Raw genomic sequence first — 20,761 nt, 5'->3', positions numbered from 1 at the left:
TTCATTAACGGTACTGAATTCTCGGATCGAAAAAAGCATAGGAAATATCAACCGCCAGATTAATCAGTACAAAAGTTACAGCCACAAAAATTACTCCTCCTTGGACAATTGGGTAATCCCGCGTCAGAATACCCGTGTAAATCCAAGAACCAATTCCCGGCCAGGAGAAAATCGTTTCAGTCAGAATAGCGCCGCCTAAAAGAGTGCCGAACTGCAAACCGATAGTTGTGACGATCGGCAAAAAGGCATTTTTCAAAGCGTGTTTCAAAATCACCCAATATTCCGGCAATCCCTTAGCCCTCGCAGTGCGGATGTAATCTTGAGAAAGCACTTCCAGCATCGCAGAACGAGTGATGCGAGCTATAATAGCCAGGGGAATAGTTCCTAAAGTCAAAGCTGGCAGGATTAAATGGGCGATCGCATCTCGCAAAGCAACCAAATCCCACCTCAGCAAAGAATCCAAAATATAAACACCCGTAATCGACTTAAAACCAAACCCCAAATCTACACTAATCCGCCCGCTAGGAGGCAGCCATTTCAAATAAACAGCAAACAAATAAATCAACATCAATCCCAACCAATACACCGGCAAAGATACGCCAATTAACGAACCGCTCATCGCGAGATTGTCCAGCCAGCTATTTTTCCGAACAGCAGCCAAAATCCCCGCCGGAATACCGATAACAAGTGCCACCAACATCGCCACCACAGACAGTTCAAAAGTTGCAGGCCAACGACTTGTAATTTCATCAATTATGGGAATACCGCTAATAATACTATTTCCCAAATCCAAGCGCAGCAAACTCCCTAAAAAAGCCAAATATTGCAAAGGTAAAGGCTGATTCAGACCCAACCTTGCTCTCAAAACTTCCACTTGTTCGGGAGTTCCTCGTTCTCCCAAAAGCACTGTAGCTGGGTCTCCCGGTATTAAATGCAAAAAAGTAAATACTAGCAGAGTGATTCCGAAAAGGACGGGCAATAGTCCCAGCAAACGTTTAACAATATATTGAAACATCAGTTGAGCTCATTCACCTTGCAAATTTGCCAAAATCCGATCGACCGTTTCTTCTACCGTTAGATTGGTTGAATCCAGCCAGTAGCCAAGGCGAGGAGTTTCGGTACGGAGAATGCGATCGAAGGCATAAACCATTGTTTCGTTGGCATATCCGGTCTTCGATCTTGCTGCATCCCGTGCCGCTACAACTTCTGCCTTCGGACACAGAACGATCGCCGACAAGGGCACATCGTGGAAAGTGGCAAGTACCTCAGCCAGTGCCGAACCAATGATGATGTCTTGATAAACGACCGTAAAACCAGCCTGGAGATAGTGTCGCGCTGCCATTGCTGCCAGGTGATACCGCAGTTGAAGCTGCTGATATGCCTCTGCTGACAAATTTAACGCCATTTCCGCCTGTCCATTCACAATCATGCGACGAAAGATATCGCCGCGAAGGTGGACACTTTTGGGCAACCGTTCGGCAAGTGATTGGGCCACACTTGATTTTCCGGCAGCCATGTTCCCGGTAATCAAAATAATTTGTGGCTGATGATTTGCAAGTTGCGGATTGCTGTCCATACTGTTTGTTAAGGTAAATTCATGTTAAGTATGAGAACCGAGGAGAGGTGTCTCGATCTAAACTCTCAATTTTTGCTCACTTCCTCAAAAGACTCCGACCCCAAAGGACTCGGAATCCAACCTTGAATATTCTTGCGTTTCCCTAAAAGCGGCTGCGAATGTACGATCGGCAAACGCACAGCTTCCTCGTGCAAAATCTCGCTAACTTCCGCATAAATTTTCGCCCTAGCTGCTTTATCGCCACTGGCCCTCCCCCGATCCAAAAGTTCCAGAACTTTCGGATTTTTCCAATTTCCCAAATCCCCCGTGGAACCAGGCCCGAAGTGAGGATAATAAAAATTGTCTGGATCGCCGTAATCTCCAATCCAACCCATCATAAAAGCTTGAAATCCGGGAGGTTTTACCCGATCGGCTAAATAAGCAGACCAATCCTTTGTCAGCAATTTTACCCGAATCCCGATCGCGCTCAAATCCGCCGCAAAAGCCTCAGCAATCGGCTTCGGTGTGGGAAAATAGGGACGGCTGACGGGCATATACCACAAATCCAAATCAAAACCGTTCGGATAACCGGCTTTCGCGAGCATTGCTTTAGCTTGCTGCGGGTTAAATTCATAATCTTTAACTTTATCAGACGCCGCCCAATTCAGCGCAGGCGGGATAAATTGCGAATCATGTTTTCCGAGTTCTCCCCAGAAAGCTTTGACTATTGCTGGCTTGTTAATTGTTTGGGCGATCGCCCGCCTGACTTCCGGTTTTGACAAAGGTTCGTAACTCGGATTTAACCCTAAATAACCGACATTAAAAGAAGGTCGCACAACAGCTTCTAAATTAGGATCTCCCTGAACTTCTTGCAGTTGATCCGGCGTTAAATCCACAGTAAAATCAAGTTGTCCTGCTCGCAATTGAGCCAGTCTCGCCGCCGGATCGTCAACAAAACGAATTACCAGTTGATTGACTTTGGGCGTGCCAGTTTTCCAATAATTCGGATTTTTCTCCAAAACAATGCGATCGCCCGATCGCCATTCCTTAAACACAAAAGGCCCCGTACCCACCGCCAGCGACCCCGGAGTGCCGTACTTAGCACCCGCTTTTTTCACCGCCGCCGGACTCGCCATCCCGAAATAAGCGGAACCTATCGCCGAGGGAAAAGCAGCAAAAGGTCGATTCAAAACAAATTTAATTGTAGACTTATCAACAACTGCCACATCTTTTACTAAAGAATCTTTTTCTCCCTTAAACCCGCCAAAAAGATCTTTCCAAATCGGATAATTCTTGCCCGCTTCTCGAAAACCGTTAGGATTTTTGGCATCCCACCAGCGCTCTACATTAAACTTAACAGCTTCCGCATCAAAATCCGTGCCGTCGTGAAACTTTACCCCGGAACGCAACTTAAAAGTCCAAGTTTTACCATCTTTAGAACTTGACCATTCAGTAGCCAGACTCGGTTCAAGTTCCACAGTTCCCGGTTTGAAATCAGTCAAGCGATTGTAAATTTGGTCGATAACAACCACCGAATTGCCATCAGTAATATTTCCCGGTTCCAGATTGACCGGCGGCCCGCCCGCACCGTAAACTAAAGCCCCAGCCGGAACCGCAGCAGGAGTTGTCGGAGTTGGAGAATTATTGCTAACCGTGTTTGAAGGAGTGCCGCAATTTGATAAAATTACAGCCATCCCAAAAACTAGACCTAATAAAACTAAACGCCAGGATTTTAACAATTTCATCTCAATAGCTCCCGTTTACTAGCAAACTGCACTCATGTAATAATAAAATGGTAATTCTCCCCGGCTCTTCCCTCTGCGAATTCTGCGCTCTCTGCGGTTAATTTAATAAATTCTATCAGGACTTACGCAACTGTCACAAGCACTCGCGGCTAAGCCACACCATCCGCCCAAAAACAAGACCCTAAACATAGTTAGGGATAGAACTGGCCAACTCCAGTTCTATCCTAACTATTTCTGAACCTATCAAGCAGCTTTTTCTCCAAAAAACTTTAGCCGTTTCAACCACTTCTGCCAGTATTCCAGCAATTGTTCGCGTTCCAACACAAATATTTCCGCATCTTGATCGGGAAGAGCCACAACAATCAAAGCATTAACAATTTTATTACCAAACAGACTTTCACCATAGCATCGATTAATTGCCCCACCATAAGCAACTAACTGTAAAGGCTTGTCGTAGAGTTTTTCTACTCGCAGTTTAGGTTCTTCAGCAGTCGTCCACTCAATAGTGCATGGAACACCTTGATAACGGGCAACTAAATCAACTTTCCCGGCGTATCCTTCCACATAATTTGGCACAACTGTCTCCACCAACTGGACATCGCTAAGTTTCTCCAGTACAGGCTGAACGCTATAACAATAGGGCTGAATCAGGCTGGAAGCAGTGGGAGATAACCCTTGCAAATAATCCTTAACCCACTGATGCAATAGTTCTCCCCGGCGACGGCTGGTTACAGCAATGCGATTTGCTTCTGCGTTCCCTACTTTATTGCGCCAATTAGAAAGAGCAGCTACAGATTCAATCGGCTGTGTAGCCTTAAGTATTGTGGTAACTGCTGGTAGCAGAATGCCATTTTCATCTTGGTAGTCAAACCGTCCATTAGCCCTGGTTCTTTTCATGATAAGAATCTCCCAAAAATTGCTAAATTCAATTTCGCAATTTAGCTTTGGAGATATCTCTCACGTTGAGGCTGACTTAGACTGACTTAGGCTGACATATCTACAATCTTCAGTTTCAGCCTGCTATTGAATAGCATTTTTGCTGCAGAATAAGTAATATAAGAGCAGCCCTAACTGTGATTTAAGGCTAGATAGAAGATACTGAATTCGTTGTCAGGTAATAGAGAGGTTAGTCAATGTCAATGCCGCGTGACTTTTTAATTGAGATGGCTCGTAAGTATGCGCTTTCGCCAGAACAAGAGGATGCTTTTGTAATCTGGTTTAGTAGCAGTAACAAGACAGAATTGGAGATAGCAACCAAACTCCATATCACCAACAGTGCGCTTACCACTCGCATGAGCCACGTTTACAAAAAGTTCAGTATCAACGGTAAAGGCCCAGGTAAATATGGTCGCTTGCTCAATTTTCTGACTGCTGAATATCGTAAATGCAAGGCTTCGGACTCTCCAACTTCTAATCTGTCAGAAAATGAGTTAAATGACTTGGTGCAAGAGGTGCGCCAGAATTGCAGCGAGATGATTCAATACCAATGCGGTACAATGCGATCGCTCACCATGCCACAACCCATTGACGTAAGTGACCTCTACACAAACGTCAATATTCTGGAAAAAATTACCAGTCATCGGCGGCGCGAAATAGATGAACTGTTGCAAGACTGTAACCCGGAAAACTTCGATCGCTTTGGACTTGGCCGAGTAACTGATAAACGAATACCAGGACTAAAAGCGGTTGAGAAATACTCAAAATTGATGGTGCTGGGTAAGCCAGGGTCAGGAAAAACCACATTTTTAAAACATTTAGCCATCCAGTGCAATCAAGGTAACTTTCAAGCTCATCGCGTTCCTATTTTTATCACGCTCAAACAGTTTGCAGAAACAGAAGGAAAACCTAGTTTACTGGAATACATTACCCAGATATTTTCTGATTGTGATGTCTCTGCTGAACAAATAGCTGTGCTGTGGAAGCACGGTAAGACACTGGTTTTACTCGATGGTTTAGATGAAGTAAAAGTTGAGCATAACCGCCATGTCATCAAGCAATTTCTTTATTTATCTGACAAATTTCGCACTAATCACTTTGTAATGACTTGTCGGATTGCAGCAAAAGATTATACTTTTGAGAAGTTTACAGAGGTTGAAGTCGCAGATTTTGATGGCAAGCAGATAGTCACCTTTGCCCGAAAATGGTTTCAAGCTAAGGAATCAGCGAAATCAGAGGAATTTATTCAACAGCTTAGGGCAAATGACCGGATTCGAGAACTAGCAACAAATCCGTTACTGCTGACGCTGTTATGTTTGGTGTTTGAAGAATCAGCCAAATTTACCGGCTTACGCTCAGAACTTTATGAAGAAGGAGTGGATATCCTGCTGAGAAGATGGGATGAAACGCGAAAGATTGAGCGAGAGCAGGTTTATAAAAATCTCTCATTGCAGCACAAGAAAGATTTACTCAGTCAAATTGCTCTAACGACATTTCAGCAGGGAGACTATTTCTTTAAACAGAAACAACTAGAGCAGTATATTTCTGATTACATCCGCAATCTGCCCGATGCTCAAAACGACCCGGAGGCTTTGCAGCTAGATAGTGAAGCGGTGCTAAAATCAATTGAGGCGCAGCATGGATTATTAGTGGAACGGGCGCAGAAAATATACTCTTTTTCTCATTTGACATTTCAAGAGTATTTCACGGCTATAGAAATTGTTAAAAATTCGGAAACATCAGCTTTGGAGAGTTTGGCAAGTCACATTCTTGATTCAGGTTGGCGGGAGGTCTTTTTACTTGTGGCTGAACAGTTGCCAAGTGCCGATAAACTCTTACAGTTAATAAAACCAGAAATTGATGCTCTCATAGCCGAAGATATGCACTTGCAGAAGTTATTAAACTGGGTTAGCCAGAAATCAAGTGCAATTTCTGTAAGTCACAAACTGTATGCTGTTAGAACATTTTATTTTGAAATAGCCCTGTTAATTGATGATGCTTTGTTTAGTGAGTTGGACTGTGGTGGCTATTTTTTTCCGACTCCTGATGATGCTTATGCTCTGTCTCATTCCATTGACATGTGTTTTAAGCATGAGCTTGCATACTTTAGAAATGCCGATCTCAATCCACAAGATCGTAAGCTTGCTCCTGTTCTAGAGATTTATTGTACTCTGCCTCGTATCCTTTTTGATACTCGATATTTAGCTACTCCTAATTACGGGGAAGGACATTATAAAACTCAAGAAGATTATTCCCTAAATTTCCATATTTCCACAGACATAAATTTTGTAATTGATTGCTGTATTTATCCTGACACCAAAGGATTAAAGGCAACACTAAGTCAACTCAATAAGAGACTACCATCTGAAAATAAGAACCGCATTAATCAAGAATGGAAAGATGAAGAATTAGAACGAGTAATGGAATGGTGGGATGAACACGGTCAAGTCTGGTTCGAGGACTTAAAGCTTGCGATAATTGAGCACTGTAATATAGGTAATGATTGGCAGTTTAATTCTGAGCAATATGAGGTGTTGGCTCAGTATCACGAAGCTCATCTATTTCTGATGGAATGTTTCAATAGTGGTTTTGTTGCTGTGAGTCATGAAGTGCGTGAGGAAATTAAGGAGACGTTGTTGTTACCAATAGCTGAGATTCAAAACATGAATAACAACAACTGAAGTGCTATATTTTGCGGGTATTAGTGACCAATAGTTGTGAACCGAGAAAATTTAACTATTTAGTTTAACAACTCAAATGTCCTTCCCTAGGTATCTCTTTGGTCTGATCTTATTGGCGCGATCATATGTGATTTTTGCGTAAGCCCTGGCTATATTAAAACCAAACACAATCTAAATATATTCTTCACTTGTCCCCTATTGACAGAGCGTAAAAAATTGTCCGCTCTCAAGAAAGCCCCGTGAATGACGTAGCAAAAGCCCAAGCAATGACTGATGCAGAAGTGGAAGCACTGTTAGATAGCACCGACGGTTTATTGAAGCTATAAAATATGGAACACGCCGATGATATCATGTTGGAATTGGGGGGGATTTGCGATCGCGAGCGAGTCACAGTCGGCGGCATCGTCGATACCCGAAATTCCAAAAAAACCCTCAGTACCAACCTCCCCAATACCGATCGCACATTCATTCGAGGGCAAAATCTCAACTCACACCTTTACTTTAGGCTACCCAACCAGCATGAAAGCCAACGTTTGCGGCCCAGCTAGAGGGGTCATTCGATTTTAGATTTTAGATTTTAGATTTACTCCACAGATGAATTTGGGAGCTTGAACAAGAGTCTAAAATTTTAATCTCTCCACCACGTCGGGGGCTTGTATCCGTTTTTGGGCGGGTCACAAATGGCAAAGCGATCGATTAATTCGATTCTTTGAAATACGCTCTACCTGTGGAGCATAAACATTCCTTTTCACACCAAAAATATCTTTGAATATCTGCATATAACAACCCGATTCGGGATTCGCAAACATCAATATTTCTCTCTTTTTTCTTTCTCTGCGCCAAGAGCGCCCTCTACGGTTCGTTGAAAAAAATCTACTTTACATCAAGCAATAGGATGGCTATATGCGATCGCACCCACCCTACAAATCAAAACTCTCTTCACCAATACTTCCCAGTTCCCCGCTACCCAGAAACTCTTCCTCCTCTACTTCCTCAATCTCAGAGTCGAAACTTTCCACCACAAACGGCAAACCAGCAGCCATCAAACCCCGTTGAATCAGTTCCGGCGTTTCGTCAAACAAAACAAATAGCGGATGAACAGCCTCAGCTTCATCGCTGTAAATATGGCTGTAGCGGTACGGCATCACCCATTCGTAACCTTTATCCAGCCAAACCTGAGACTGTCGCCAGCGGCCGAGCAACTCAGAAAACTCTTCGCCCGGACGATGAATGAAAATCAAAATTTCCACTCCAATTTTAACTTTCCATTCAGGATCGCACATCAAAATGGCCAAATCGCAGGGCAAACAAACCGCCTGTCCGGGCGATATGCTAGTGCCGCCCCTTCCCGCATAAGAAACTCCGTCTCGCAAGCGCGCAATTGGCAAAGGAATGGTAATTAAACTATCATGGGCGCGGCGGATACTGGGAATCATTTCCATGTAAACCCGATATTTTTTCAGCAGGGCGATCGCGGCGGAAGATTCGCTGTACTCTGCTAGTAAAGCCTCGTAATGTGATTGTTTAACAGACATTTTCAAACAAAAGAATAAGTAATTACTAATTGCTGCTAATTCCTGAGCGATCGCTTCTCGTTACCAGGAAGACCCTGGTAATTAAGATTTGGAGGCTGAGCCTCCCAATTATTTTCTCCTTTAAATCGAGGCTGTGCCTCCTCCAAAGGCATTCCCAGGCTCTGCCTGGGAACGATTGGAATAGTCATTGGTCATGCGTTAATTGCTACTAACTAATAACTAATAACTAATTACCCCTTTTTTACAGCTTCTGGAACACTGCGAACATCGGCAGATACATCGATAGCAAAATCGAACCTACGATACCACCGACGACCACAATCATCAGAGGTTCTAGCATACTGGTAAGTCCTTTTACTGCTTCTTCAACTTCCGTTTCGTAGAAAGCGCCAACTTTCATCAGCATCTTGTCAAGTTCCCCTGTCTCCTCGCCAATAGCCATCATTTGGATGGCCAAAGACGGAAAAACAGCTTGTTCTTGCAAAGCAATACTGATCATGCCGCCGCTTTGAATTTCCTGTCTCGCATATTCGATCGCATTAGATATCGCCTGATTCCCCGCCACATCTCGCACAATTTCCAAAGAATTGAGAATCGGCACGCCCGATCGCGTCAGCGACCCAAATATCACGCAAAAGCGAGCCACAGCCGATTTTTCGATCAAATCTCCAAAAACCGGCAACTTCATCGCAATCCTATCAATTTGTAGGTGACCTATGGGAGTTTTGTAGTACAGATCGAATGCAATTTTGAGCGCTATAATTACCCCAATAACTGTTATCTGTTGGATGGGAGGCCAAGCTGTACAAAATGCACTAATTGCCAACATAAACACCGTAAAAGCCGGCAAATCTGCACCAATATCCTTAAAGATTTTAGCGAAAGTTGGTAGCAAAAATATGGTCATTGCGAAAAAAATTACGATCGCAATAAAGAACACAGTCTTGGGATAAGACATTGCCGAATTAATTTCAGCCTCCGTCTTGTGATTTTTTTCCATCATCACCGCCAGACGGTCTAGGGTTTCATCTAGCACCCCCCCGACTTCTCCCGCGGCCACCATACTGATAAACAGTTGGTCAAAAACATCAGGAAACTTAGCCATCGCCTCTGCCAAGTTTATCCCCTCCTGCACGTCAGCATTCATGCTCCTGAGGGCTCGCTTCAGTTTAGCATTAGAACACTGCTCGTGCAGCACAGAAAGGCATCTAACGATCGCCACCCCTGCATTAAACATAGCTGCAAACTGACGAGCAAAAATAGCCATATCCTTAACAGTAAGACTGGTAAGGTTATACTCGATTTGCTCCTGAATTTTACTGAAATCAAAGCCACCTTTCGGTTTTTGGCGGATAACGTTGGTAGCCACAGCTCACCTCTGAAAATTTATTAAAATTAATGACTCATCAGTCATCAGTCATTAATTCAGTCGGCAGACTCCTGACTAATGACTGCTGACTGAATTAATGAGCTCCTACCTTGGCGCCACCAACAGGTGCCGGGCCGATCAAGCGTTCGAGTTCGTCAGCCTTAGAAGCCTTGGCCATTGCCGATTCCCAAGTGACTTTACCGCTCTTGTAAAGTTCAGCGAGGGCCATTTCCATCGTCCTCATGCCCAATTTCGCCCCCATTTGGATTTGGGAGTAAATCATGGGAGTTTTGCCCTCCCGGATCAAGTTCGCCATAGCTGGAGTATTCACCATGATTTCCATAGCGCAGCAGCGGCCGCCCCCAACTTTTATTACCAAATTTTGGCTGCAAATTCCCACCAAAGAGTTAGACACCTGGGCGCGAACCTGGGGTTGTTGAATGGGCGGGAACACGTCCAAAATCCGATCGATCGTGGCAGCCGCCGAATTAGTGTGCAGCGTTCCCATCACCATGTGACCCGTTTCTGCAGCCGAAATTGCCAGACCGATGGTTTCCAAGTCCCGCATTTCCCCCACCAGAATTACATCAGGATCTTCGCGCAAAGCTGCTTTCAGCGCATTAGCAAAGCTCTTAGTATCTTCGCCCTTTTGGCGCTGGTGAAACAAACTTTTGATATTAGGAAACACGTATTCGATCGGATCTTCAACTGTGAGAATGTGTTCCGCCCGCGTCCGGTTGACCAGATCCAACAAAGCCGCCATCGTAGTAGTCTTCCCGGAACCCGTTTGTCCCGTCACCAACAGCATACCCCTGGGTCTTTCCGTCAGATCCCGCAAAATTTGCGGCACGCCTAAAGCATCTGCATTAGGAATCTTAGAAGCCAGAGCCCGCATACAAGCAGCCCAAGCACCCCGCTCCCGGTAGACATTGACGCGGAACCGAGCCAATCCCCGAACCCCGTAAGCGCAGTCGAGTTCCCACTCCATTTCCAACTGCTTGCGCTGCATATTGTTGAGCATTTGGAAAATTAGGATCTGCACTTCCTCAGCAGAAAGAATGTCGCCGTATTGCGTCTGAGGAGTTAGTTTACCGCTGACTCGGAAGAATATAGGCGCGCCCGCTTGGATGTGTATGTCCGAACCCCCTTGCTCTACCAGGGACTCCAGTACGTCTTCAATCATCAGACCCATAGATACCTCTCCTCGATCAAATTGATAGTTATTGACCAATCTAGCTCAGTTAACAGTCAACAGTTAACTGCTGAATCAATCCACAAAGCGTGGCGTCAAGCAGTACGGACAATCCAGCATCTCCGGCTTCAATTCCGCCCGACAACTTTTGCAGGTAAGTCCCTGCTTGCGTTTGGCTTTCAGTTCAGCCTCCAGGCCCGAGTCAGTAAACGTCACCCGCTCGACTTCTTCAAAAGTAGTCGCGCCTTCCCGCACTAACTGCAAGCTGTAAGCCAACAACGTTTTCATCCCTTCTTCTACTGCTGCTTCCTTAATTTGTTCTGTAGGAGCTCCTTGAGTGATCAGAGTTTGAAGCCGCTCAGTATTTTTCAGGAACTCATAAACCCCTACCCGTCCTTTGTAGCCTAGGCCGGCGCACTTGGTACAAAGTTGCTCGCGTTCTGCGAGTTCCTTCCTTTCCTCCACCGGTACAGTGTTGGCTTTGTAAACAGTTAGATCAATTTCTTGAGAAGCCGACAGACCGTACTTGCCCAGTTCTGCTGCAGTAGGCTGGTAAGGAATGCAGCATTTGTCGCAAACGCGCCGCATCAGACGCTGAGCCAACACGCCCAACAGAGCGGCCGAAACCATGAACGGTTCTACGCCCATTTCGGCCAAACGCGCGACCGCCCCGGCCGCGTCGTTCGTGTGCAGCGTCGTCAGCACCAAGTGTCCCGTCAAAGCAGCTTCCAGAGCCGTTTTTGCCGTTTCCTTGTCCCGCGTTTCCCCCACCAGCATCACGTCAGGGTCTTGCCGCAAAAATGCCCGCAGAATGTTGGAAAAAGTCAAGTCTTTTTCCCGAATTACTTGACATTGGGTAATTCCTGGCAAAGCATATTCGATCGGGTCTTCCGCCGTACTGATATTAACCCCCGGATCGTTCCGTTCCGCCAGAATCGAGTAGAGAGTAGTTGACTTGCCCGAACCCGTCGGCCCCGTCACCAAAATCAGTCCGAACGGACGGCTAGCACTCTCTCGCACTAAAGCCAGAGTTTCCTGGTCGGAGATTAACAAACCCAAGCCCAACTGAGTGCTGGAACTGTCCAAAATCCGCAGCACGATTTTTTCGCCGTACCGCGAAGGTAAGCTGTTCACCCGGAAATCCACCGTGCGTCCCTCAAATACCCGGCGGATACGGCCGTCTTGAGCTTGTCGGCGTTCGGCAATATCCAGGTTCGCAATAATCTTGAAACGAGCCGTAATCGATGCGACTACCTGCTTGGGAAACCGGAAATACTCTTGCAGCACCCCGTCTTTCCGCATCCGAATCCGCATGAACTCTTCTTGAGGTTCTACGTGGATGTCAGACACCTTTTCCGACAGAGCTTTAGCCAAAATGATATTGACCGCCTTAATTACCGGAGCGGCCTCAGCATCGTCCAAGGTGTTAGCTAGGTCTTCTTGGTCGGCACTCTCCTCTTCTAGCGAGAGTTCGCCAAAATCTCCCTCCCCTAAATCCATCTTTCTCTGCTTTTCGGCTGCTGCCATTTTGGCTGCTACCTTAACTTGATCCTCTTGATAGGCAGAAGTTATGTCCTGATAGTCGTCTGGCGTAATCACCCGTCGCTGCAAAGCCAAGCCGTGAGGCTGTAAAATCCGCCGCAAATCTTCTATGGCGTTGAGGTTGTCGGGATCTACCATGGCTACTAAAACGGCCGCCGGCTCAGTTTCAGTCTTCGCTACGGGTAAAAACCGACCTTGGTGACAAATGTCGATCGAAATCTTCAACGCATCGAGCATAACTCCGAGTTGCTCGTTAGACATTTCGCTCATCTCCGGGTCAAATGCTTCAACCCCGTAGACTATCTTCCGTTCAAACATCTGCTGCTTCTTGTAAAGTCGCAGCAATTCTGGGGGTAACGGCTGCCCGGTAAGTGCTTCTAATACCTCCGTCAAACGCTTGCCCGACTTCTGGCTTTCAATTTGAGCTTGCTTCACTTGCTCGCCGTTGACGTAACCCGACTGAATCATCTTGGTGAGAGCCGGAGTAAAAGCGCTTAGAGCAACTATCGATGTGGATCGAGGCGCGGATGTGCTAGTCATAAAAAACACTCAATAGGTGGGAAACTCAGTCACAAAGAGTGCTGAGAGGAAAACCAACGCGGGGTTTTAACCCCCGTATTCTTTGCTTATGGATCAGCTATCATGTTGTTGCTCAATCCCTATCTCTCAAGTGTAAACTCGCAGTCACCTCTAAGCTTCGTCCACAAATTGACGAGACGTTGGAGGGGTTTGCCGATGCTTGCCATCAAATCTTGTTGGTTGAGTGCTAAGTTGCTTACTTACCTGATTAACTGGCGGGATACTCTCGTTATAGCGTCCGGGCACATCACTTGGGGATTCCCCGTACCGGGAGAGAAAAGCGGGGCGGGGTGTGTCCCCTTCCCAGGCTAATTCTATTTTCCCAAATTGTTTGCTCAAATTACAGCGCCCGTGGTGACGCGGTTAGCTGTACTAAATTAAAGATGACCTATGTTCTGTGATGATAGCTTTTACAAAAGCTTCGACCGCCCTTTTGAAACATATTTTGATTAATTATCTGCGATCGGTCACTGCCCGATCGTCGGCTGCATGAGCCCCCAGGGCAAATTTTGAGCAACTCTAGTTTTCGCTCACTAAATATTACTTTAATTCTACCCTGGTGTCCGAACCTTTGTGACGTAAGGTTGACGGTTCAAAAATCTTGGGAAGAGGCAAATTAGATATCAACCGTCTTTACAGATGAGCACCTCAGCGAAACCAACTAATCTCTCTCATTTGGCTGGCAAAAATCCGAGACTTCAAGCGACTTCGGCGGTATTGAATCCGAAAAACCACAGCCCCAATTCGCATCAAGATTAACAACCTAGTATCTGAGTTACACAAGTACACAGCTAACTACTTAGTCACTCAATACAAATTCCTTTTTCTCCCGACTAGGGAAACTCAGCAAATGGTAAAAAATGCCTGCCTCAGCTTGCAACTAAAACAGCCTGACAGATGATAACTTTAAGTCACTATCGTTTTCAGTAAACCTTGAAACATCAAGCCTCCTAGGTGGGAAATGTTGTAGTAGATTTAACAGAAAAATATACTTATAAAAATTGTTGTAAATGCGCTCGCGTTAATTAAAAATGAGGAACCAACAAACGTTGGGTTGCCCGCATTGCTGCCATATTATACGTAAATATCTAAACGGGCATTTGAATATTTTATGGAAAGCTTTGGGCAATGTCTCCAGATCTGGCGATTTGTCCTCTTTTCACATTGTGCCATACACAGTCAATTCGAGTCTCTAGATTTACCGGGTTAACTGTATCTGCTAGAATTGATAGGGTTCTGTCGCGCAGCTTTTATGATTGACGAGGAAAAACAGCAAGATCAAGATCCTAGCTCAACTGGGGAAACCACCCCAGAGGGTTCGCCAATGGGAAGCGAAAATCCGGCGGCATCAGGAAACTCCAACGAATCGGCGGATTGGGAGCTCGAACTTGCTCGAGCTTATCAAAGTGCTCAGGGCGATCGCACCCCAGCAAACGCATCGGGGCCTACCGTCACAGGCAGTTCAACCAACAGTCCGACTGCAGACGCGGCGGAGCCTTGGAAGAAGGAACTGGCGCAGGTAACCGAGGAAAAAGAGGCTTTAAAAACTCAGTTGCAAGCCGCATCCGCTCAACTAGAAGAACTGAAAAATCAAAATCTCCGCCTAGCAGCAGATTTTGAAAACTTCCGCAGGCGTACCCAAAAGGAAAAAGAAGAGCTAGATTTACAGGCAAGGTGTCTCACGATCAAACCCCTGTTGCCGGTAATTGACAATTTCGAGCGCGCTCGATCGCACATCAAGCCGCAAACCGATGGCGAAATGAACATTCACAAAAGCTACCAAAGCGTTTACAAGCAAATGGTAGACGGCCTCAAGCAAATCGGGGTTTCTCCGATGCGCCCCGAAGGCGAACAGTTTGACCCCAACCTCCACGAAGCTCTGCTGAGCGAGCCAACTGACGAACACGAGGAAGGAACAATTATCCAAGAACTAGAACGCGGCTACATTCTGGGCGATCGCGTCTTGCGGCACGCCAAAGTGAAAGTTGCAGCGGCTGGGCTATCTGTGGTAGCCTCAGATGAAAATCCCGATAGTTCAGAAGGTTAATCGGGATACAAGCTACTGCATTCCTCAAAGTCACTGACCCCCGAATAGAATTCGGGGGTTCCAAGGTGGCAGACTCACCAGCTTCTTAATTAAAGATGACTAAAAGCAGGTCAGCGCTTGATCCAAAAATTCTGAAAAATGTTTTTACCAGTCTTTGATATTGCTTTAGGACATCAAGTTTATTTCCTACAAATCTAGTCTGGGAATGCTTGTTTAAACAAGCTGAGTCGTTTTTCATCTCCCAACCTGCAGTTGGAGATTTCCAAACATCCCACAAAGTTTTATGAGGCGCTATGGGAAAAATTATTGGAATTGACTTAGGCACGACTAACAGTTGCGTAGCTGTGTTAGAGGGCGGTAAACCCGTCGTGATCGCCAATTCCGAGGGCGGGCGCACAACTCCGAGTATAGTAGGATTTGGCAAGGCGGGCGATCGCTTAGTAGGTCAATTGGCCAAGCGACAAGCTGTAACTAATGCTGTAAATACTGTCTACAGTATCAAACGATTTATCGGACGGCGGTGGGACGACACGGAAGAAGAACGAGCCCGAACTCCCTATACCTGCATAAAAGGCAAAGACGATACCGTTAACGTCCAAATTCGGAACAAGGTTCACACTCCCCAAGAAATCTCGGCAATGGTACTCCAAAAGCTCAAGCAAGATGCTGAAGCTTATTTGGGACAAACTGTTACCCAAGCCGTGATTACAGTGCCAGCCTACTTCACAGACGCCCAGCGGCAAGCTACCAAAGACGCCGGTACGATCGCGGGCCTAGAAGTCCTGCGGATCGTCAACGAACCGACGGCGGCAGCCCTTTCCTACGGGCTGGACAAGCAAAATATAGAACAGAAAATCTTGGTCTTTGACCTGGGCGGCGGTACTTTTGACGTTTCGATCCTGCAACTGGGAGACGGAATTTTTGAAGTCAACGCCACCTCCGGCAACAACCATCTCGGAGGAGATGACTTTGACGACTGCATAGTCCAGTGGCTCGTAGAAGCTTTCCGGACTCAAGAAGGCACTGACCTCTCACAAGACAAAATGGCCTTGCAGCGCCTCCGAGAAGCTGCCGAAAAAGCGAAAATCGAACTCTCCAACCGAGAATCCACCTCAATCAATCTGCCCTTCATCTCTTCTGACGAGAAAGGGCCGAAGCATTTGGAAATGGAACTCTCCAAAGCTCAGTTTGAAAAACTGGTGGCTCATTTGGTGCAAGCGACGATCGATCCGGTGACTCAAGCCCTCAAAGACGCAAGTTTGACCCCCAAAGACATAGACAGGATTATTTTAGTGGGAGGCTCAACCCGGATTCCGGCAGTTCAAAAGGCAATTAGCAAGTATTTTGGGGGCGTTTCTCCCGATAAATCGGTCAATCCCGACGAAGCTGTAGCGGTAGGCGCGGCAATTCAAGCCGGGGTGTTGGGTGGTGAAGTCAAAGACTTGCTGCTGCTCGATGTGACGCCGCTCTCACTGGGACTCGAAACCTTGGGCGGAGTATTCACCAAAGTAATCGAGCGCAATACAACTATTCCCACCAGCCGATCGCAAATGTACAGCACGGCGGCAGACGGGCAAACCTCGGTAGAAATTCACGTACTCCAAGGCGAGCGGGCATTGGTTAAAGACAATAAAAGTCTTGGCAAGTTCCTGCTCAAAGGCATTCCCCCAGCTCCCCGCGGCGTACCTCAAATCGAAGTTACCTTTGAAATCGATGCCAACGGGATTCTCAAAGTGGCTGCTGAAGACAAGGGAACCGGAAAAGAACAAAGCATCCAAATTTCCAATACAGGGGGATTGAGCGAAACCGAAGTCGAGCGGATGCGACAAGAAGCCGAACTTTACGCTGACGAGGACATCAAGCGCGCTCTACTGGTCGAACTCAAAAATCAAGCTGACTCCCTCGTCTATAATTGTGGTGTAACTTTAAAAACCAACGCGCAACTGCTGAGCGACGAGCTCAAGGCAGAAGCGGAAACAGCCGCAGCAGCCTTGCGAGCAACGATGACTAACCCCGACATCACAGTCGAGGAACTCACGCCCGCAATCGAATCTTTCAAGCAACTGCTATACTCGCTGGGGACAGCAGTCTACGACCAAGCCCGCAGCGGGGTAGCACCGTCAGGAGCTGTTGTTGAAAGCGAGATGATGTCAGAAGTAGAATCATCAGAACCAGAAGAGGTTAAAGCGGACGACGACAGTATTTTGCTGGAAGAAGAGCTGCTGGTGGCGCCCCAAGCTCCGCCGGAACCAAAGCCGGAACCAAAGCCGGAACCAAAGCCGGAATCAAAGGCGGCATCAAAGGCGGAATCCAAGCCGGAACCAAAGCCGGAACGACAGTCAAAACGACAGTCAAATCCACAGTCAAGTCCACAGTCAAATCCACAGTCAAAACAAAAACAGAAGGTTCCCGAACCAGAAGTTGATGATATGAATCCTTTCCTTTAAAACTGAAAAGCTAAAAATTAAAAGTTAACAATTAACAATGAGAATTTTTAACTTTTAATCTGTAATTTCAGGAAAGGTCGCCCGTTTATTTTTCGTACACTTTTTGTTATTTACCTCCAGGCAAGCAGCTCTATGGCCGGTGATTACTATGAAATATTAGGCGTTTCTCGCAGCGCAGACAAAGAAGAAATTAAGCGTGCTTACCGCCGCCTAGCTCGCAAGTACCATCCAGATGTCAACAAAGAACCCGGTGCCGAGGAGCGGTTTAAAGAAATTAACCGCGCCTACGAGGTACTCTCAGAACCAGAAACCCGCGCCCGTTTCGACCGTTTCGGCGAAGCAGGCGTCAGCGGTGCAGGTGCACCGGGGTTCCAAGACTTTGGTGACAGCTTTGCCGATATTTTTGAAAGCTTCTTTCAGGGCTTTCAGGGAGGCGTCGGTGGCCAACAACAGCAAGGTCGCAGGCGCAGCGGGCCGGTGCGCGGAGACGATTTGCGACTCGATTTGCGGCTGGATTTTCGGGAAGCAGTGTTTGGTGGGGAAAAAGAACTCCGCATCAAGCATCTAGAAACTTGCGAAACTTGCACCGGGACTGGTGCGAAACCGGGAACCCGACCCCAAACTTGCTCGACTTGTACCGGCAGTGGTCAAGTCCGACGTGCTACCCGCACTCCTTTCGGCAGCTTTACTCAAGTTTCAGTTTGCCCCACCTGCAACGGCACCGGGCAAGTGATTGAGGATAAATGCGAAACTTGCGGGGGCCGGGGTCAGAAAGAAGTGATGAAAAAGCTGAAAATCACAATTCCGGCTGGAGTTGACAACGGTACTCGCTTGCGTGTTTCCAATGAAGGGGATGCCGGCAAACTGGGCGGGCCGCCCGGGGATCTTTACGTGTTTTTGGCCGTAAATGAAGACCCGCTATTTAAGCGCGAGGGTACTAACGTTAGCTCGGAAGTTAAGATTAGTTATTTGCAAGCAATTTTAGGGTGCCGGTTGGAAGTGGAAACCGTAGACGGGCCGACGGAATTGTTGATTCCTAGCGGAACTCAGGCGAATACTGTTCTGACTTTGGAGAAAAAAGGGGTGCCTCGGTTGGGAAATCCAGTCAGTCGCGGCGATCATTTGATTACGGTGTCTATTGACATTCCGACTAAGGTGACGGCTGAAGAACGGGAATTGCTGATGCAGCTTGCTAAGCTGAAGGGCGATCGTACCGGTAAAGGCGGCTTGGAAGGGTTTCTGGGTAATTTGTTTCAGAAATAAGCAATTTTTGACACCACTTGGTGTCAAATTTTCCTGTTTGAGGATTCCCCGGCAATTTGTTTTAGTATCTGTCAAAAAATTGTGTGCAATTGCTCACAAAAATCTCAGGTGGGACGCTTCCTAGGCATTCGGTTTCAGCAGCGCTCAAAAAAGTGAGCGCCCTTGCGCTCACTTTTTTCAGAAAGAATAATAGTCTGTGTCCAATTGGACACAAAATTTTAGATTCTCCCGTGTCCATGCAACTTATTTAAAAAACTAAGGCTTTCAGGATTGGAGATTGCAAAAAGCATTATGAATTCAACATCGAAAATTGAAACTCCCAAATCCCCAGATGCCAAAATCGATCTGCGGGGTACCCCGTGTCCTCTGAATTTTGTTCGCACTAAACTGCGCTTGGAGCAAATGGCACCGGGTGCTGTTTTGGAAGTGTGGCTGGATGCTGGGGAGCCGATCGAACAAGTGCCCGATAGTCTCAAAATGGAAGGCTACCAGATTCTGGAAACGCAATTTGTCGCGGATGAGCCGGAGTCGGGCTTTTTTTCAATGAAAGTGCAGCGCCCAGAAGACAAGGAAGCAGGATGAGCCTGAATTCGCCCTCGATCGTCGGTACTGTAATTGCTGTTCAGGCTAACTTCTACCAAGTGAGGTTAGATCCCGAAGTCTCGATTGACGGGAAAAATGCTCCCCTCGCTGATTCTCCGACTCTCCTGTGTACTCGTCGCACTAGACTCAAAAAAATTGGTCAACAGGTGATGGTGGGCGATCGCGTGGTGGTAGACGAACCGGACTGGAGTGACCGCCGGGGAGCAATTTCTGAAGTCTTCCCGCGCCAAACAGAACTCAACCGCCCGCCTGTAGCTAATGCCGATCGCATTCTCCTTGTTTTTGCCCTTGCTGAACCAGACTTAGATCCCGCGTCATTAACTCGGTTTTTAGTCAAGGCCGAATCTACAGGTTTAGAGGTAAGTTTGTGCCTGAACAAATGCGATTTGGTCACGCCCCAAGAGTTGGAACAGTGGCGCGATCGGCTTTCAGGCTGGGGCTACGAACCCATGTTTATTAGCGTCCGCAGCGGTGCAGGAGTTCAGGAAGCCCCCGTTAACGATCAAAATGAAGTTTCTGCCTCGGAACTGCCTTTCCATGACTTAGTGGAGAAAACAGAGCTATCTATGCTGAGTTCTGAGGATAACCCCCAAAATCCAAATTCGCTCAAGCCGTTACCTCCGTTAAAGCCCGTACATAGCCCGTTGCCGAACTTGCTTCTAGACCACTTGCAAGGGAAAATAACGGTAATTTGTGGCCCTTCTGGGGTTGGCAAGTCCAGCTTGATCAACCAACTGATCCCGGCCCTGAACCTACGAGTGAGCGCTGTTTCCGGCAAACTCGGTCGCGGGCGCCATACGACTCGCCACGTCGAACTATTTGAACTCCCCGGCGGCGGACTTTTGGCTGATACTCCGGGCTTTAATCAGCCGGCTCTCGAATGCGATCCCTCAGAATTAGCGGAATATTTCCCAGAAGCGCGCCAGAGGCTGGCTTTGGGTAGCTGCCAGTTTAGCGACTGTTCGCACCGAGACGAGCCTAACTGTGTCGTGCGGGGCGCTTGGGAGCGCTATGAGTATTACTTGCAGTTTCTCGAAGAGGCGATCGTCCGCCAACAAGCTCTGCAAAACTCCAGCAGCGCCGAATCGAGTTTGAAGCAGCAAACCAAGTCGGATGGTACGCAGCATTACGAACCGAAGCTGCAAACTAAAAAATATCGCCGCTCTTCCCGCCGTCTTCAACACCAGTCACTCCAAGATATGTGTCAAGACTTAGAGGAATTGTGAGGAAGTCGCCGCCCATGGCCTGCAGGCGCTAGAAAACAGTA

The 20,761-nt window shown here is 47.0% G+C and carries 15 protein-coding genes and 1 pseudogene; 7 read left to right on the top strand and 9 right to left on the bottom strand.

Annotated features, from left to right (window positions below; genetic code table 11):
- Positions 1–4: 4 nt before the first annotated feature.
- From QUA47_RS18360 to QUA47_RS18345, 4 genes are all read right to left on the bottom strand, one after another.
- Positions 5–1,015: an ABC transporter permease gene (locus tag QUA47_RS18360; RefSeq protein ID WP_333431764.1), complete on the bottom strand. Its 1,011-nt coding sequence runs from the start codon at positions 1,013–1,015 to the stop codon at positions 5–7.
- A 9-nt stretch (positions 1,016–1,024) separates the two neighbouring features.
- On the bottom strand, positions 1,025–1,576 hold the full coding sequence (locus QUA47_RS18355; protein WP_333431763.1) for an AAA family ATPase: 552 nt from the start codon (positions 1,574–1,576) through the stop codon (positions 1,025–1,027).
- A 65-nt stretch (positions 1,577–1,641) separates the two neighbouring features.
- Positions 1,642–3,300 carry an ABC transporter substrate-binding protein gene (locus QUA47_RS18350; RefSeq protein WP_333431762.1) on the bottom strand — a complete coding sequence of 553 codons (1,659 nt, stop codon included), beginning with the start codon at positions 3,298–3,300 and terminating at the stop codon, positions 1,642–1,644.
- Positions 3,301–3,543: 243 nt separating this feature from the next.
- Entirely contained in the window at positions 3,544–4,197 is a 654-nt protein-coding gene (locus tag QUA47_RS18345) for a hypothetical protein (RefSeq protein WP_333431761.1), read from the bottom strand.
- A 236-nt stretch (positions 4,198–4,433) separates the two neighbouring features.
- Between QUA47_RS18345 and QUA47_RS18340 the strand changes: the two genes are divergently transcribed.
- Both QUA47_RS18340 and QUA47_RS18335 read left to right on the top strand, forming a co-directional pair.
- Complete coding sequence (locus QUA47_RS18340) at positions 4,434–6,917, top strand: NACHT domain-containing NTPase (RefSeq protein ID WP_333431760.1); 2,484 nt, start codon at positions 4,434–4,436, stop codon at positions 6,915–6,917.
- A 254-nt stretch (positions 6,918–7,171) separates the two neighbouring features.
- Positions 7,172–7,478 (top strand): annotated as a pseudogene (locus QUA47_RS18335) (saccharopine dehydrogenase-like oxidoreductase); the annotation flags it as partial.
- A gap of 359 nt (positions 7,479–7,837) precedes the next feature.
- Here the strand turns inward: QUA47_RS18335 and QUA47_RS18330 are convergent.
- The 5 genes from QUA47_RS18330 to QUA47_RS18310 all read right to left on the bottom strand — a co-directional run bounded on the left by QUA47_RS18330 (position 7,838) and on the right by QUA47_RS18310 (position 13,473).
- Complete coding sequence (locus tag QUA47_RS18330; protein WP_190660379.1) at positions 7,838–8,452, bottom strand: hypothetical protein; 615 nt, start codon at positions 8,450–8,452, stop codon at positions 7,838–7,840.
- Positions 8,453–8,693: 241 nt separating this feature from the next.
- A complete protein-coding gene (locus QUA47_RS18325) occupies positions 8,694–9,821 on the bottom strand; it encodes a type II secretion system F family protein (RefSeq protein WP_333431759.1) in 1,128 nt (375 codons plus the stop codon).
- A gap of 94 nt (positions 9,822–9,915) precedes the next feature.
- Positions 9,916–11,013, bottom strand: coding sequence for a type IV pilus twitching motility protein PilT (locus QUA47_RS18320; RefSeq protein ID WP_190745295.1), 1,098 nt, complete (start codon positions 11,011–11,013; stop codon positions 9,916–9,918).
- 75 nt (positions 11,014–11,088) lie between these two features.
- Positions 11,089–13,095, bottom strand: coding sequence for a GspE/PulE family protein (locus tag QUA47_RS18315; RefSeq protein WP_333431758.1), 2,007 nt, complete (start codon positions 13,093–13,095; stop codon positions 11,089–11,091).
- A gap of 150 nt (positions 13,096–13,245) precedes the next feature.
- Positions 13,246–13,473 (bottom strand): hypothetical protein, encoded by a 228-nt coding sequence (locus tag QUA47_RS18310; RefSeq protein WP_333431757.1) that lies wholly within the window; start codon positions 13,471–13,473, stop codon positions 13,246–13,248.
- Between the two features lie 913 nt (positions 13,474–14,386).
- On the opposite strand from QUA47_RS18310, the gene grpE reads away from it, so the two are divergent.
- From grpE to rsgA, 5 genes are all read left to right on the top strand, one after another.
- Positions 14,387–15,181 (top strand): nucleotide exchange factor GrpE, encoded by a 795-nt coding sequence (grpE, locus tag QUA47_RS18305; protein ID WP_333215428.1) that lies wholly within the window; start codon positions 14,387–14,389, stop codon positions 15,179–15,181.
- A 293-nt stretch (positions 15,182–15,474) separates the two neighbouring features.
- Positions 15,475–17,628 carry a molecular chaperone DnaK gene (gene dnaK / locus QUA47_RS18300; RefSeq protein WP_333431756.1) on the top strand — a complete coding sequence of 718 codons (2,154 nt, stop codon included), beginning with the start codon at positions 15,475–15,477 and terminating at the stop codon, positions 17,626–17,628.
- A gap of 132 nt (positions 17,629–17,760) precedes the next feature.
- Positions 17,761–18,891 (top strand): molecular chaperone DnaJ, encoded by a 1,131-nt coding sequence (gene dnaJ, locus QUA47_RS18295; RefSeq protein WP_006635247.1) that lies wholly within the window; start codon positions 17,761–17,763, stop codon positions 18,889–18,891.
- 291 nt (positions 18,892–19,182) lie between these two features.
- Positions 19,183–19,473: a sulfurtransferase TusA family protein gene (locus tag QUA47_RS18290; RefSeq protein ID WP_190660391.1), complete on the top strand. Its 291-nt coding sequence runs from the start codon at positions 19,183–19,185 to the stop codon at positions 19,471–19,473.
- Positions 19,470–20,720: a ribosome small subunit-dependent GTPase A gene (gene rsgA, locus QUA47_RS18285; protein WP_333431755.1), complete on the top strand. Its 1,251-nt coding sequence runs from the start codon at positions 19,470–19,472 to the stop codon at positions 20,718–20,720. Before QUA47_RS18290 ends, rsgA begins: the two co-directional genes overlap by 4 nt.
- Positions 20,721–20,761 lie beyond the last annotated feature (41 nt).

Source organism: Microcoleus sp. MON2_D5, assembly GCF_036701905.1.
In the GTDB taxonomy this organism is placed as follows: Bacteria; Cyanobacteriota; Cyanobacteriia; order Cyanobacteriales; family Microcoleaceae; genus Microcoleus.
This window is presented reverse-complemented; position numbering and strand designations above follow the sequence as displayed.

What these genes read in the sequence shown, in the direction of transcription:
- rsgA (WP_333431755.1), top strand. Translation starts at nt 19,470, where the DNA reads ATGAGCCTGAATTCGCCCTCGATCGTCGGTACTGTAATTGCTGTTCAG.
- QUA47_RS18315 (WP_333431758.1), bottom strand. Translation starts at nt 13,095, where the DNA reads ATGACTAGCACATCCGCGCCTCGATCCACATCGATAGTTGCTCTAAGC.
- QUA47_RS18350 (WP_333431762.1), bottom strand. Translation starts at nt 3,300, where the DNA reads ATGAAATTGTTAAAATCCTGGCGTTTAGTTTTATTAGGTCTAGTTTTT.
- QUA47_RS18320 (WP_190745295.1), bottom strand. Translation starts at nt 11,013, where the DNA reads ATGGGTCTGATGATTGAAGACGTACTGGAGTCCCTGGTAGAGCAAGGG.
- dnaK (WP_333431756.1), top strand. Translation starts at nt 15,475, where the DNA reads ATGGGAAAAATTATTGGAATTGACTTAGGCACGACTAACAGTTGCGTA.
- QUA47_RS18345 (WP_333431761.1), bottom strand. Translation starts at nt 4,197, where the DNA reads ATGAAAAGAACCAGGGCTAATGGACGGTTTGACTACCAAGATGAAAAT.
- QUA47_RS18355 (WP_333431763.1), bottom strand. Translation starts at nt 1,576, where the DNA reads ATGGACAGCAATCCGCAACTTGCAAATCATCAGCCACAAATTATTTTG.
- QUA47_RS18290 (WP_190660391.1), top strand. Translation starts at nt 19,183, where the DNA reads ATGAATTCAACATCGAAAATTGAAACTCCCAAATCCCCAGATGCCAAA.
- dnaJ (WP_006635247.1), top strand. Translation starts at nt 17,761, where the DNA reads ATGGCCGGTGATTACTATGAAATATTAGGCGTTTCTCGCAGCGCAGAC.
- QUA47_RS18340 (WP_333431760.1), top strand. Translation starts at nt 4,434, where the DNA reads ATGTCAATGCCGCGTGACTTTTTAATTGAGATGGCTCGTAAGTATGCG.
- grpE (WP_333215428.1), top strand. Translation starts at nt 14,387, where the DNA reads ATGATTGACGAGGAAAAACAGCAAGATCAAGATCCTAGCTCAACTGGG.
- QUA47_RS18360 (WP_333431764.1), bottom strand. Translation starts at nt 1,015, where the DNA reads ATGTTTCAATATATTGTTAAACGTTTGCTGGGACTATTGCCCGTCCTT.
- QUA47_RS18330 (WP_190660379.1), bottom strand. Translation starts at nt 8,452, where the DNA reads ATGTCTGTTAAACAATCACATTACGAGGCTTTACTAGCAGAGTACAGC.